This window comes from Actinophytocola sp., from assembly GCF_009379765.1.
GTDB lineage: Bacteria > Actinomycetota > Actinomycetes > Mycobacteriales > Pseudonocardiaceae > Actinophytocola.
Genome location: NZ_WHTD01000041.1, coordinates 19,593 through 33,804 on the forward strand (window position 1 = coordinate 19,593; position 14,212 = coordinate 33,804).

At 72.0% G+C, this 14,212-nt stretch carries 10 protein-coding genes and 1 pseudogene; 2 read left to right on the forward strand and 9 right to left on the reverse strand.

Annotation, left to right across the window (positions count from 1 at the left end; genetic code table 11):
* Positions 1 to 58: 58 nt before the first annotated feature.
* The gene (locus GEV28_RS15020) at positions 59 to 1,084 is read right to left on the reverse strand and encodes an aldo/keto reductase (RefSeq protein WP_291412681.1); all 1,026 of its coding nucleotides are present in this window, start codon (positions 1,082 to 1,084) and stop codon (positions 59 to 61) included.
* Between the two features lie 118 nt (positions 1,085 to 1,202).
* On the opposite strand from GEV28_RS15020, the gene GEV28_RS15025 reads away from it, so the two are divergent.
* Positions 1,203 to 2,054, forward strand: coding sequence for a helix-turn-helix transcriptional regulator (locus GEV28_RS15025; protein ID WP_291412682.1), 852 nt, complete (start codon positions 1,203 to 1,205; stop codon positions 2,052 to 2,054).
* Positions 2,055 to 2,257: 203 nt separating this feature from the next.
* On the opposite strand, the gene GEV28_RS15030 is transcribed toward GEV28_RS15025, so the two are convergent.
* Positions 2,258 to 3,655, reverse strand: a complete 1,398-nt coding sequence (locus GEV28_RS15030; RefSeq protein WP_291412683.1) for a DHA2 family efflux MFS transporter permease subunit — start codon at positions 3,653 to 3,655, stop codon at positions 2,258 to 2,260.
* Between the two features lie 83 nt (positions 3,656 to 3,738).
* Between GEV28_RS15030 and GEV28_RS15035 the strand changes: the two genes are divergently transcribed.
* Positions 3,739 to 4,287 carry a TetR/AcrR family transcriptional regulator gene (locus GEV28_RS15035; RefSeq protein WP_291412684.1) on the forward strand — a complete coding sequence of 183 codons (549 nt, stop codon included), beginning with the start codon at positions 3,739 to 3,741 and terminating at the stop codon, positions 4,285 to 4,287.
* 19 nt (positions 4,288 to 4,306) lie between these two features.
* Here GEV28_RS15035 and GEV28_RS15040 read toward each other — a convergent pair whose 3' ends face one another.
* From GEV28_RS15040 to GEV28_RS15070, 7 genes and pseudogenes are all read right to left on the reverse strand, one after another.
* Positions 4,307 to 5,008 carry an ABC transporter permease gene (locus GEV28_RS15040; RefSeq protein WP_291412685.1) on the reverse strand — a complete coding sequence of 234 codons (702 nt, stop codon included), beginning with the start codon at positions 5,006 to 5,008 and terminating at the stop codon, positions 4,307 to 4,309.
* Positions 5,005 to 5,703: an ATP-binding cassette domain-containing protein gene (locus GEV28_RS15045; protein WP_291412686.1), complete on the reverse strand. Its 699-nt coding sequence runs from the start codon at positions 5,701 to 5,703 to the stop codon at positions 5,005 to 5,007. Before GEV28_RS15045 ends, GEV28_RS15040 begins: the two co-directional genes overlap by 4 nt.
* A 123-nt stretch (positions 5,704 to 5,826) precedes the next feature.
* Positions 5,827 to 6,177, reverse strand: a pseudogene (locus GEV28_RS15050) (EXLDI protein); the annotation flags it as partial.
* Positions 6,178 to 6,231: 54 nt separating this feature from the next.
* Positions 6,232 to 6,675, reverse strand: a complete 444-nt coding sequence (locus GEV28_RS15055) for a response regulator (protein ID WP_291412687.1) — start codon at positions 6,673 to 6,675, stop codon at positions 6,232 to 6,234.
* Positions 6,668 to 8,260, reverse strand: coding sequence for an ATP-binding protein (locus tag GEV28_RS15060; protein ID WP_291412688.1), 1,593 nt, complete (start codon positions 8,258 to 8,260; stop codon positions 6,668 to 6,670). Before GEV28_RS15060 ends, GEV28_RS15055 begins: the two co-directional genes overlap by 8 nt.
* On the reverse strand, positions 8,257 to 9,441 hold the full coding sequence (locus GEV28_RS15065; RefSeq protein WP_291412689.1) for a PP2C family protein-serine/threonine phosphatase: 1,185 nt from the start codon (positions 9,439 to 9,441) through the stop codon (positions 8,257 to 8,259). The genes GEV28_RS15060 and GEV28_RS15065 overlap by 4 nt, the downstream gene beginning before the upstream one ends.
* A 339-nt stretch (positions 9,442 to 9,780) precedes the next feature.
* Positions 9,781 to 14,157 (reverse strand): ExeM/NucH family extracellular endonuclease, encoded by a 4,377-nt coding sequence (locus GEV28_RS15070; RefSeq protein WP_291412690.1) that lies wholly within the window; start codon positions 14,155 to 14,157, stop codon positions 9,781 to 9,783.
* Positions 14,158 to 14,212 lie beyond the last annotated feature (55 nt).

Genomic DNA, 14,212 nt, shown 5'->3' on the forward strand with positions numbered 1-14,212 from the left:
CTTCCGCCCTGTGCCCGGAGTGGCGGAGCGTCGCCACCCCGGGCACGGTTCGGGCAGGTCAGCGGCGGCGCAACGAGCTGTCGGCCAGGGCCGGTGGCGCGTAGTAGCTGTCCGCGGTGTTGAGGTCGGTGCCCGGGGGCACGATCTCGTCGATCCGGTCCAGCACCTCCGCACCGAGCGCCACATCGGCGCCGGTCAGCAGGCTCTCGAGGTGCTCCATCTTACGCGGTCCGATGATCACCGACGTCACCGCCGGGTGGGCGAGGACGAAGCCGACCGCCAGGTGCGGCAGCGGGAGGCCCGCCTCGTCGGCGAGCTTGGCCAGGTCGCGGACCGCCTCCAGCTTGCGGGCGTTGCCCGGCACCGACGGGTCGAACTTGTGCCGCTCGGTGCTCGCGCGGCCGCCGGCCGCCATGACGTCCGTGGTCGCCGAGTACCTGCCGGACAGCCATCCCGCCGCCAGCGGTCCCCAGGTCAGCACACCCATCCCGTAGCGCTGCGCGGTCGGCAGCACCGCCGCCTCCACGCCACGCGACAGGATCGAGTACGGCGGCTGCTCGCTGCGGAACCGCACGTGCCCGCGCCGCTCCGCGACCCACTGCGCCTCGACGATCTGCTCGGCCGGGAACGTGGAGGTGCCGACGGCCCGGACCTTGCCGGCGCGGACCAGGTCGGTCAGCGTGCCGAGGGTCTCGTCGATGTCGGTCGTCGGGTCCGGCCGGTGGACCTGGTAGAGGTCGATGTGGTCGGTGCCCAGCCGGCGCAGGCTGTTCTCGATCTCGCGAACGAGCCAGCGCCGGGAGTTGCCGCGGTGGTTGGCGTCCGGGCCCATCGGCAGGTGCGCCTTCGTCGCGAGCACGACGTCGTCGCGCCTGCCCTCGAGCGCCTTGCCGAGGATCTCCTCGGACTCGCCGTCGGAGTAGGCGTCGGCGGTGTCGACGAAGTTGATGCCGGCGTCGAGCGCGCGGTGGATGATCCGCACGCTGTCGTCGTGGTCGGGGTTGCCCAGGGCGCCGAACATCATCGTGCCGAGCGCGAACTCGCTCACCGAGATACCGGTGCCGCCGAGGATCCTGCGCTTCATCAGGTACTGCCTCCATGCTTGGTCGGGATACGCCACCCAGCCTCGCCACGCGGCCCGCGAACAACCAGGTACGCCTCAACCCGGGTCTGCCAGAACCACCTGGCGGATAATGGGTCGCATGGGTCACGCGGAGGACGAGGTCACCCCGTTCCTGAAGGCGCGCAGGGCAGCACTCGACCCGGTGCGGCTCGGCCTGCCCGACGGGCCGGCCAAGCGGCGGGTGCGCGGGCTGCGCCGCGAGGAGGTCGCGCAGCTCGCCGGGATCAGCGTCGACTACTACACACGCATCGAGCAGGGCCGCGCGCAGGCGATCTCGGACGCGGTGCTGGACGCGATCGCCCGCGCGCTGCGGCTCACCCGCAACGAGCACACCTACCTGCGCAACATCACCCAGCCGCGGCGCCGCTCGGGCGAGTGCACGCCGCCGGGCCCGCGAGCCAGGGTGCGCCCGCAGATCCAGGAGCTGCTCGACGCCATGGACGAGTCCGTGCCGGCCATGGTCTACGGGCCGGGCATGGACATCCTGGCGTGGAACCGGCTCGCCACCCGGATCTCGTTCGACTACGACGCGCTGCCCGAGCCGCGGCTCAACTCCGCCTACCTGGTGTTCCTGCACCCCGACGCGAAGGCGTTCTACCCGGACTGGGAGGCCATGGCCGAGGAGATCGTCGCGGGCCTGCGGGTCGACGACGGCGAGTACCCGGACGAGCCGCGGGTGCAGCAGGTCATCTGCGAGCTGCGCGACGGGAGCGAGGAGTTCGCGCGGCTCTGGGAGGCGCGGGAGGTGCGGGAGCGCGACCACGGCACCAAGCGCATCCGCAACCCCGAGGTCGGCGAGCTCGTCCTCACCTACGAGGCGTTCGCCCTGCCCACCGACCCCGAGCAGCGGCTCTGCACGTACACCGCGCCGAAGGGCTCGGTCGCCGAGGAGCGGCTGCGGACCCTCGCGCTCGGCGTCGGTGCCCGCTGAGCCAGCGACTGAAGCCCGCGAGTCCCCGTTCCGGACCCCCGAGGCCCCCATTCCGAACGGCAGGCCCCGGCAAGAGTCGCGAGTCCAACACTCGCGACCTCTGAGTCCAACACTCGCGCACGTTCCGAATGTTGGACTCACGGGTTCTGGGCGTTGGACTCGCGGGTCCGGAACGTTGGACTCGCGGGGGAGGGTCGGTCGGGTCAGCCGCGGCGGGGGAGCAGCAGCGCGACCACGGCCCCCGCCGCGACCACGGCCGCGCCCACCCACAGGGCCGGGCCGAGGCCGGCGACGAACGAGGCCGGCGAGCCGTAGCCGCCCCGGGCGGCGAACACCGAGGCGAGCACCGCGACCCCGACCGCCACGCCGAGCTCGCGCAGCGTGTTGTTCGTGCCGGACGCCACGCCGTGCGAGTCCACCGGGACGCTCGCCAGCGTCGTCGTGCTCATCGGGGCGAACGTCAGGCCCATGCCGATCCCGGCCAGGGCGAGCGGCACCACCAGCGCCGGGTACGCGACGGCCACGGTGCTCGCCACCGAGATCCAGCCGAGCCCGGCCGCGAGCAGCAGCTGGCCGGTGGCGATCAGCACCCGCGCGCCGACCCGGCCCACCAGCAGGCCCGCGAGCGGCGCGACCACCATCGGCGCCATCGTCCACGGCAGCGTGCGCACCCCGGCCTCGAGCGGGCTGAGGCCCTGCACCACCTGGAAGAACTGCGCCAGCAGGAACACCGAGCCGAACACGCCCGCGGAGAACGTGAACGCGACCGCGTTGACCACGCTGAACCCGCGGGACCGGAACAGCCGCAGCGGCAGCATCGGCGCCGCGGCCCGCCGCTCCCAGGCGAGGAACGCGGCGAGCAGCACCCCGCCGCCGATCAGCGCGGTCAGCACCGGCCGGGAGGTCCAGCCGTGGTCCGAGCCGTGCACGACTCCCCACACCGCGGCCAGCACGCCGCCCGAGGACAGCACCAGCCCGAGCGGGTCGAGCCGCCGCGCGCCACCGCGCGACTCACGCAGGACGAGCGCCGCCACCGGCACGGCGACGAGCCCGACCGGCACGTTCAGCCAGAAGATCCACGTCCAGTCCAGGCCGTCGGTCACCGCACCGCCGACCACCGGGCCGACCGCGACACCCAGCCCGCTGATCCCGCCCCAGATGCCGACCGCCGCGTTGCGCAGCCGCTCCGGAACCCCGGCGGCGAGCAGCGTGAGCGACAGCGGCATCACCGCGGCGCCTGCCGCGCCCTGCACCGCCCTGGCCGCGGTCAGCATCCACGGCTCGGTGGCCAGCGCGCAGGCCGCGGACGCCACGGTGAACAGGCTGATGCCGAACAGGAACATCCGCCGCCTGCCCAGCCGGTCGCCGAGCGCGGCCGCGGTGAGCAGCAGCGCGGCGAACGAGAGCGTGTAGGCGTTGACGAACCACTGCAGGTCGGTCAGCGACGCGCCGAGGTTCGTCTTGATCACCGGCAGCGCCGTCGTCACCACCAGGTTGTCCAGCGTGACCATGAACATCGGGATGCCGACCGCGGCGAGTACGGCCCCCAGCGGACGGCGCGGTGGGACAGGAGTGACCGGGGGCGCGAGCACGGTGGACATCGGGGTCTCCTGGTTGTAATCGACTGATAACTACGAAAGTAGCTATCGACTGATAACATGTCAACGGGCTTCCAGGAGGTGTCATGGCAAGGACCCGGCTGACCGCCGCGGAACGCAGCGAGCAGCTGGTGGACGCGGCCATCAAGGCGTTCGCCGGCACGGGTTACGCGGGCACGTCCACCGACGACATCGCGCGGCTCGCGGGCGTCTCGCAGCCCTACGTCATCCGGCTGTTCGGCTCGAAGCAGCGGCTGTTCCTCGCCGGCGTCGAGCATGCCTGCGGCCGGATCGAGCAGGCGTTCAGCGACGCCGGGCCGGCCGAGCTCGCGGACCTCGCGCCCGCGTTCGACCGGCTGCTCACCGAGCGGGACTTCCTCGCGATGTTGCTGCACGGCTTCGCGGCCAGCGCAGACCCGGTCATCGGCGCGTGCGTGCGGGAGCGCTTCGGCCGGATCTACACCCTGGTCAAGGAGCTCAGCGGGGCCGAGGTCGTGGAGGTCCGCGGCTTCCTCGCCACCGGCATGCTGCTGACCGTGCTGGCGTCCATGCAGGTCGTCGGCCCGGACGCGGTCGCGCGCGAGCCGTGGATGACCGAGATCATCGGCTCGTTCGACCGCCTGGACATCGAGTGACGCCCAGGCGGTCGACGCGCTACTGGTTCGGCGCGCGGTTGAACGCCGAACCTGCGGCCGCCGATCTCCGTGCCGGTGAGCAGCCCCCGGACCGTCTCGATGACCGGCATGAACGGCTGGTTGTCGGTGAACCAGCGCACCCCCCGCCGGCATCGTCTCCGGCGGCGCGAACGCGCTCGACAGGAACGGCAGGCGTCAGCGGGAACGAGGAGAACGAGGCCGCGTCCGGTGTCTTCGCGATCAGTCCGAAGGCGACACTCAGCCAGCTGACCGCCAGCGTGAGCAACGCGAAGACGGCGAGCACCAGGAGCCACCCGGCGGGCGTGGCGTCCGGTCGGAACCCCACCACGAGCGCGACTCCGACCACCACGGCGAGGCAGAGGATCGTGCGGATCATGGCGTCGAGGACGTGTCCGGTGAGCACCGAGGCACGCGACACCGCCATCGTGCGGAACCGGTTGATGATGCCGTTGTTCATGTCGTGCGAGACGGACACCGACAGCTGTCCGACGCCGTAGGTCACGGCCATCAGCAGGATGCCGGGCGTCACGTAGTCGACGTACTCGGTGCCGACCGCGAACGCGCCGCCGAACACGTAGACGAACATCAGCAGCGTGATGACCGGGAACGTCAGCGCGACGAACAGCACGGCCGGGTTGCGCCGGGTGTGCCTGGCGTTGCGGCGCAACATGGTCAGCGAGTCGCTCAGCACGTGGCTCACCGGGTCACCTTGTCCTCGGTCTTGTCACGGTGGCCGGTGCGGGCGAAGAACACGTCGTCGAGGTCGGGCGTGTGCACGGTCAGCGTCTCGCCGGCGACCGCCTCGCGATCGAGGCGGTTGAGCAGGGCGCGCAGCGCCGTGACGCTGCCGTCGCTGGGGACCCGCAGGGCGAGCGCGGCGTCGTCGCGCGCCGCGTCGCCCAGTACCCGCGCGGCGAGCTCCAGGTCGGCGGCGTCGGCGAAGACCAGGCGGACGTGGCCGCCGGGGATGCGCCGCCTGAGCTCGTCGGGGGTGCCCTCGGCGGTGAGCTCGAACCGCTCGAGCAGGTCGGCGGTGCGCCGCCTGCCCTCGGCCTTCCCCAGGTGGTTGAGGTCGGCCATCATCCGCAGGTGCTCCTCACCGGTGAGCAGGTCGTCCAGCGCGGAGAACTGGCCGGTCACGCCGATCGCGGTGCGCACCCCGGCCGGGTTCCGCATCAGGTCGTGCCCGGCGACCAGCGCCTCGCCGCCGTCGGCGGTGATGAGCGTGGACAGGATGTGCACGGTCGTGGTCTTGCCGGCGCCGTTCGGGCCGAGCAAGGCGAAGGCGGTCCCCTCCGCGACGGTCAGGTCGATGCCGTCGAGCACGACCTGCTTGCCGAATGTCTTGCGCAGCCCCATCGCCGAGATGGCGGGCCGCGCCGTGGAGATACTCATGCTCCCTCGTCTCGAAGAGTTTCGGGCAGGGCCGAGCCGCGGCCATTGCCATATCGCTGCCGTGGCCGCATTTCGGGCATGCCGACCGAGCACGGGAGTTCCGCGCGACGAATCAGGTCAGGATCAGATGTCGAGGTCCTCGACCGGCGGCTGGGTGGCCATGGCGGCCACGATGTCGTACAGCTCGGTCGGGATCTTGTCGCGCACCTCGTCGAGCGTGGCCTCGGCCGGGGCCTCGCCCCAGCTCTGTTCGCCCAGGACGTGCAGGTAGCTGCGCCAGTCGCGCCAGTCGAGGTCCTTGCCGGACGCGGACTTCCAGATGGCCTCTGGCGAGCGTTCGGTGTGCACCACGAACTTGCCCTTGCGGCTGCGGTAGACCCGGAACTCCTCGACCCGGTTCCCCTTCTGGCGCCCCCACTCGCCGAGCAGCACCCCGCTGAACCGCTGCTTGCGTCCGACGCCGAAGCCCACCCGGACGGTGACATGGAGGCAATGAGTTGCCGCGAGTCGGGTCTGAGCCGTCCCGGGTCAGTGGGGGAGCTTGACCACCGTGACGAAGAAGTCGTCGATGTGGCGGACCACCTCGATGAACCTGTCGAAGTCCACCGGTTTGCTCACGTAGGCGTTGGCGTGCAGGCTGTAGCTCCGCACGATGTCCTCCTCCGCCTCGGACGTCGTCAGCACCACGACCGGGATCAAGCGCAGCTCCGGGTCCTCCTTCAGCTCCGCCAGCACCTCGCGGCCGTCGCGGCGGGGGAGGTTCAGGTCCAGCAGGATCAGGCCCGGCCGGGGCGCGTCGCCATAGTCGCCCTCGCGGCGGAGGAACTGCAGCGCCTGCTCGCCGTCGTTCACGACGTGCAGGCGGTTGCGGATCTTGTGGTACTCGAACGCTTCCCTGGTCATCAGGATGTCGCCGTCGTCGTCCTCGACGAGCAGTACGTCGACCACGTCCAAGGGGGTGAGCTCAGCCATCGATGTCGTCCTCCTCGGTCAGCACGGGCAGTGTGAAACAGAAGCGAGCGCCGGACGAGACGTCGGTGTCCAGCCAGATCCGCCCGCCGTGGTAGTCGATGATCTTGCGGCACATCGCGAGCCCGATCCCCGTCCCCGGGTACTCGCCCTTCCCGTGCAACCGCTGGAAGATCACGAAGATCCGCTCGGCGTACTCCGGCGCGATGCCGATCCCGTTGTCGGACACCGACAACTCCCAGAACCTCTCGTCCCGGACCGCCGAGACACGCACGCGCGGCGGCGCCTCGCCACGGAACTTCAGCGCGTTGCCCACCAGGTTCTGGAACACCGTGGTGAGCAGCGGCACCTCGGCCATGACGGTCGGCAGCTGGCCCGACTCGACCGTGGCCCCGGCCCGCTCGATCGCCGTCGCCAGGTTCGCCTTCGCCTGCTCCAGCACCGCCTCGCAGGACACCTCGACCGGCTCGCGCATGGTCCGGCCCACCCGGCTGAACGCCAGCAGGTCGTTGATCAGCACCTGCATCCGCTTGGCCCCGTCCACCGCGAACGCGATGTACTGGTCCGCCCGCTCGTCGAGCTGCCCGTGGTAGCGCCGATCCAGCAGCTGGCAGAAGCTCGCCACCTTCCGCAGCGGCTCCTGCAGGTCGTGCGAGGCCACGTAGGCGAACTGCTCCAGCTCGGTGTTCGACCGCTGCAGGTCCTGGGTCCGGGCGTCCAGCTCGTCGTGCGCGTCCTGCAGCGCGGACAGCTCGTGCAGGATGCGCACCCGCATCGTGTTGACGTCCGCGCCCAGCTCCCGCACCTCGCGCGGTCCGCTCTGTCCGACCTCGTGCCGGAAGTCGCCGTCGGCGACCGTGCGGACCTCCGCGGCCAGCTTCGACACCGGCCGGATCGCCGCCCGCCGCAGCCCGATCGCGAGCAGCAGCACCATCAGCGCGAAGCCGACCGCGATGCCGACACACGCGACGTTCAGCGCCGTCGCCGACCGGTCGAGGGCGGCAGTCGCACGCTCGCGGGCCCCGTCCAGGTCGGCCTGCAGGTCGGCCACGGCGGCGCGCACCTGGTCGAAGAACGTCGTGCCCGCGTCGATGTTCTCGGCACCGACGGGTCGGCCGGTGGTGTCGACCGCGGCGATGGCGGGCTCGGCATAGCTGACCCGCCAGTTGTCCACCCGGTCCAGCACATCGCGGAGGTCGGCCCGGGCGTCCGGGAGCCCGCCGACGAGGTCGTCCAGCAGCGCGGCCGCGTCCTGCGTGGCGGTCCGGCCGTCGGTGTAGGGGACGAGGAGGTCGCGCTGCGCGGCCAGCGCGTAGCCGCGCACCCCGGTCTCCTGGTTGACCAGCGCCGACTCAAGCCGAAGCGACTCGCGCTGGGCCGGGTCGATCCGGTCCAGAAGCTGCGTGCGGGCGTCGGCCAGGCCGGTCAGCGCGATGACCCCGACCGCGACCGCGGCCACAGAGTACAGCGCGAGCACCGCGACGCTGATGTTGATGATCCGGCTCAGCGGCCAGCGCGTCGCGGCGTGGTCGCGTGCCGTGAGCACGGGCGTCTCGGTCCGGACCTCCTGGTCGGCGACCTGGGTCATGCCGTCCGTGCCCAGCTCAGCGCCACCACGGCCATGTCGTCGTCGAGGTCGTCGCCGTTGAGCTCGCGTACCCGGCCGGTCACCTCCTCCAGCAGCCGGTCCGCCGACTGCCGCGGGTCCCGGGCCATGGCCGACTCGACGAGCTGGACCAGGCCGAACACGTCCAGGCGCTCGTCGCCGCGGCCCACCCGGCCCTCGATCAGCCCGTCGGTGTACATCAGGACCGTCCACCGGTCGCCGAGCCGGATGTCGTGGCACGGCCAGTTGGAGCCGTCGCCGACGCCGACCGGGGTGCGGGGCGGCGCGTCGAGCGGGCGCACGCCTTCCGGGGTGACCAGCAGCGGCGGCGGGTGGCCGGCCAGGTAGAGCCGGCCGGCCGTGCGGGACGGGTCGATCGAGAGCATGCCCAGCGTCGTGAACAGGCTGGGCCGGTGCCGCTCGTGCGTGAAGACCTGGTCGAGCGTGGTCAGCGCCTCGGCGCTCGGCCGCTCGGCGAGCACCATCGTCCGCCAGGCGACCCGCATGGACACCCCGAGCGCGGCCTCGTCCGGGCCGTGCCCGCACACGTCGCCGACCACCGCGTGCACCCAGCCGTCCGCCGACTGCACCACGTCGTAGAAGTCGCCGCCCAGGAGCAGCCGCCGGCCGCCCGGCCAGTAGCGGGCGACCACGGTGAGCGCGGGGTCGGAGACCAGCGGCGTCGGCAGCAGGCCGCGCTCGAGGCGGGCGTTCTCCTCGGCGTAGATCTGCGCCTCGCGCAGCTGGCGCTGGATCTCCTCGGACCGCACCCGCTCGATGGCGTAGCGGATCACCCGGTCCAGCAGCCGCCCGTCGACCTGACCCTTGACCAGGTAGTCCTGCGCGCCGATGCGGACGGCCTCCTCGCCGAGGTACTCGTCGGCGAGACCGGTGAGGACGACGACCGCGACCTCGGGCACGTGCTCCTGCAGCCAGCGCAGCCCGTCGAGCTCGTGGGTGTCGGGCAGCCCGAGGTCCAGGAGCACGCAGGCCCGGCCGTGCAGCGCGACCTTGGCCTCGGCCAACGACTCCACGCGGTGCACGTCGACGGCCGCGCCGACCTCGCGCAGGAACTCCTCGACCAGTACCGCGTCGCCGTCGTCGTCCTCGATCAACAGCACCCTGGTCCGGTCCGGTCTCTCCGCGACGTCCCGAGCTACCATCGGCGGCCTGCTCGTCCTCGTTCCGGGGTGCCGACCTCCGACGGTCGATACGGTTGGCTCATCGTAGTGGTTGCTCAGTCGGCGCACCCTGGTCAGATTGCCAGGTCCGGTTCGAGTCCGCCGATCGCCGCTGTGTTCCCGGCCGGCGTGCGGGCTCTTCGGGCGTGTGGTCGGTCGACCGCGCGTGGCGTGCCACCACGACCGCCGCGTGCCGGACCCCGACCGGACGCGGAGCCGCTCAGGACCGGGGACCCGCCGTGACGTCGAAGCGCGGGGCCGCACGGCGGCGGGAGGCCCGCCCGGCGTGCGCCGAGCGGGCCTCCCCGAACTACCGCGCCACTACAGCGTCGCGCACTGGCCGGACGCGTGGCCGCGCACGGTGTTCTTCCGGCCGTCGTTGCCCGGGGCCGGCTGGTTGCCCAGGCACGACAGCGGACCGGTGATCTTGTTCGCTGCCACCACGATCGGCTCGTCGCCGCCGTTGAGGAGCAACGTCACCGGGCCGGTCATCGTTGCGGTGTCGACGTGGATGCCGCCGGTGTTGCCGATCAGCGTCACCGGGCCGGTGATCTTCGCGTCCTCGATGAGAACCGCGCCGGTCGCCACCGCGACCGACACCGGGCCGGTCACCGTGGTGCCCGACAGCGTGAACACGTCCGGCTGGATCGCCGTGACCGGACCGGTGATCCGGCCGCCGGTCGCGACCAGCGACGCGCCCGGCCGCACCGTGACCGCACCGGTGATCGTCGCCTCGTCCAGGCACGTCAGGCCCGACGACACGGTCAGCGGGCCGACCCGCCGGCCGGTGATCGTCGTAGTGCACTGCGGGCCGGGCTGACCGACCGAGGACCGGAACACGGTGTCCGCGGTCACCGGCGAGTTGTCGGCGATGTGGTCGGTGAGCATCGTCAGGTCGTTGTCACCGGTCGTCGCCCGGTCGGTTCCGCCCGCCAGGGTGAAGAAGTTGTCCCCACCCGCCGCGAGGAACGAGTTGACCGTCACCCGGTAGGTGCCCGTCGGGCTGATCGCCGTCCCGTTCAGCGTCATCGACGTGATCCGCTGGCCCGCCGGGTTGTCCGGCAGGTAGGTGTAGGTGAAGCCCTTCGAGACACCCAGGTGCAGGACCGGCCGGGACGCGCCCGCCGGCTGCCACTGCTCCTCGAGCACCTGCTTGACCTCCGCGCCGGTGTAGGTCTTGGTCACCACGTCGTTGGCGAAGGGCTGCACCGAGAACGCCTCGGCGTAGGTGATCACCCCGTCCGTGCCGACCAGCAGGTCGGCCCGCAGCCCGCCCGGGTTCATGAACGCGACCTGCGCCCCACCCCGGCCCGGCTCACTGGTGCCGTCCAGCTGCACGTCGGCGATGAAGTTGCCCAGCACCGACTCCGACCCGCGGTCCTCGGTTCCGTCCGGCGTGACGGCCCGCGTGATGTCCGCGGTGATCGAGCCCAGCGGCTGCTGGCCCAGCACGTCGGCGTTCGCCTTGGCGTCCGCGACGAGCTGCGCCACCGCCGGGTCCTCCGGCGCGCCGACCACGTCGAGCAGCACCGCCGAACTGTCCAGGACGGCCTTCGAGGTCGGGTCGACGGACAGGGTCGCCTTGCCCAGCTTGCGCCCGTACTCCTGCGCCTGGATCACCGGCCGGGTCCGGTCGGTGCCCGGGATCGGCGCCTCGAACGCGTAGGGCTGGTGGGTGTGCCCGCTCATGATCACGTCGATGTCCGCGCTGGCCCGCATGAACTCGCCGAACACCGGGTCGGCGTCGAGGTCGGCCACCGAGTTGATGTTCTCGGCGGCGGCGCCCTCGTGCGCGAGCAGCACCACGACGTCGGCCTCGCCGTTGGCCTCGGCGCCGTCCTTCAGCTCGGCGGCCACGGCCTCGGCCTCGTCCACCGGGTCGTGGAAGGTGATGCCGGCGATGCCGTCCGGGCTGACCAGCGACGCGGTCTGCTCGGTCACCACGCCGACGATGCCGACCCGGATCCCGTCGACCGTCTGCACGTCGTAGGCCGGCAGCGCCCGGTCGTCCCCGCGGTAGACGTTCGCGCCCAGGTACGGGAACTGCGCCCGGTCGGTGACCCGGCCGGTGAGGTCCGCGATGCCCTTGTCGAACTCGTGGTTGCCGACCGCGGAGGCGTTGAGCCCCATCAGGTTCAGCGCGTCGAGCGTCGGGTTGTCCTGGTCGATCGCCGAGATGAACGTCGACGCGCCGATGTTGTCCCCGCCGGACAGGAGCAGCGTGTTCGGGTTCTCCTGCCGCTGCGCGCCGACGAGGCCGGCCAGCTGGGCGGCGCCGCCGATGGGTGAGCCGTCCGGCGCCGCGGCCGGCGACTCGAGCCGGCCGTGGAAGTCGTTGATGGACAGCAGGTTCAGGTCCACCGGGCCGTCGGCCGCGGTGTTCAGCCCGACCACGAGCGGGTTGTGGTCGCTGGCCCGGTACGGGTCCGGCTGGTAGAAGGCCGGCGAGCCGTCGTACTGGAACGCGAACGACTCGTGCGCGTTGATCTGCCAGACGTCGACCCCGGTCACCCGGTCGGCGAGCGACGGCGACGCGATCGCGTGGTCGAGCGAGCCCGACTCGCCCGCGAAGACGTAGCTGGCCTCCCCGCCGTCGTTGAGATCCACATAGGACTGGTCGTAGAGTACCTGGACCGGGTCCTCGTGGGTGTAGGCGTTGAAGTCGCCCAGCAGCAGCACGTCGTCGCTGCCGCTGTCGGCCTTCAGCGCCGCCACGAACGTGGCCAGCGACTGCGCCTGGCGGACCCGGTCGCCGTTGTACGCGCCCTGCCCGTCGCCGGCGTCGGCGTTGTCGCCGGTCGGGTCGCCGGACGCGCTCTTGGACTTGAGGTGGTTGGCGACGACGGTGAAGGTCTCGGCGCCCGCGCGGAAGGTCTGCGCGATCGGCTCACGGGCGTTGAACCACACCGACTCGTCGTTGATCGTGCGCGACTCGCCCTGCGGGGTCACCGAGCCCGGCTTGAAGATGATCGCCGTGGTGATGACGTCCTGCTGGTCGGCGGCCGGCAGCCCCGCGGGGGAGCGGACGTAGTCCCACGTGCCCGCACCGTCGGCGGTGTTCAGCGCCGCGACGAGCCGCTCGAGGGCCAGCTGCGGGTCGTTCGCCTCGAACCGGACCGAGTTCTCGATCTCCTCGAGCGCCACCACGTCCGCGTCGAGCGCGGTGATCGCGGCGACGATCTTGGCCTCCTGCTTGGCGAGCCCCGCCTCGTCGTCCGCGCCTCGGGCGTCGCCGCCGAAGTGGACGAAGTAGTTCAGCACGTTGAAGCTGGCCAGCCGGAGGTCGCCGCCGACCTGTTCGGGTGCCGGGGTCCTCGGGTTGGTGACCTTGAAGGTCGTGCGGCCGGTCACCGGGGTCTGCGCGGTCACCGGCGTGGTCGGCTGCAGCCGCCACTCGTCGAAGCCGAAGGACAGCACGGTCGGGGAGAACGCCTCGACCGTGTCGCCGACGCGCAGCGGCGCGTCCGGGTAGACGTAGGGCGGCAGCTGGCCGGCACTCGACAGGTTGGTCGACGAGCCGTCGTCGAGCAGCAGCCGGCCGAGCTTGTTGGCGGCGGCCTGGTCCAGCGCCTGCTGGGTGCCCGGCCGGTACAGGTCGGTCGGGATCGGCGCGGCCGCCTCGCCGGCCGCGAGGACGACCTCGCCGAACCGGTTGGTGTTGAAGACCTCGGAGACCGTGTACTGGCCGACCGGGGCGACCGACATCGACTCGACGGACTCGCGCGCGGCGGGGTCGAGCGGGAGGCTCAGCGGCGCGGGCGCGGGCAGTGCCGCGTCGTGCGCGCAGATCTGCACGTCGGCCTTGACGCCGATGGAGATCTCGGTGAGGCCGTTGAACTCGCTGACCGTGCCGCGCACCCGGACCTGGTCGCCGATGGCGACGCCCGGGTGGTTGGCGGGGTTCGAGGTCAGGTAGACGAAGACGCCGTCGGAGGCGACGCCCGCCTCGGGGGCGCGGTCGCCGGAGCCAGCGGTCTGGACGTAGACGCCGTTGTAGCCGCCGGTGCGGTGGTCGGCCGTCACGACGCCCTCGACGACGACCTGGCCGCCGACGAGCGGGGACGCGTCGCCGGTGCCCTGGACCTCGGCGATCGTGTGGTCGACCGCGATGTCGCAGCCCACCGGGTCCGGGTCGGGATCGGGGTCACCGCTGCCGTTGCGGACGCCGAACGTGTTCTGGGCGGGCGCCTGCCAGGTGCCGTCGACCTTCTGCAGCGAGAAGCCGACCGGGGTGCCGGAGGCCTCGGCGACGCCGATGTCGGTGGCGGCCGTGCCGTTCGCAGGGCCGCCCGCGCCGGTCAGCGCGCCCTCGTAGCTGAGGAACTCGGCGACCGTCCCATCAGGACGGACGAGCGCGACGCCGTCGGGGGAGCCGTTCTGGATGCCGTCGGTCGGGTAGGTCGCGACGACCACCCCCGCCTCGGGGACCGTGCCGGACAGGGTTCGGGTGTCGTACACCGCCCCGCCGTTGCCGTTGTACAGGGCGAGCTGCCAACCGGAGAGGTCGAAGCCGACCGGGGCCTCGATCTCCAGGGCCTCGCCGGTGTCCGTGCCGACGTTGTCGTAGTGGATCTCACTGAGGAACGGTGCGGTCGGTTCCTCCGCGGCGGCCGTCGAGCCGCTGAGCGTCGCGACCGTGGCGATCGCGGTCAGCGCGCCGGCGACCTGGAGTAAGCGGACACGTCTCCGACTGGACATTGGGCAGGCCTCCGGTAGGGGGTTCGAAACCTGCCGGAGCCTAGGTCGGCGAAGT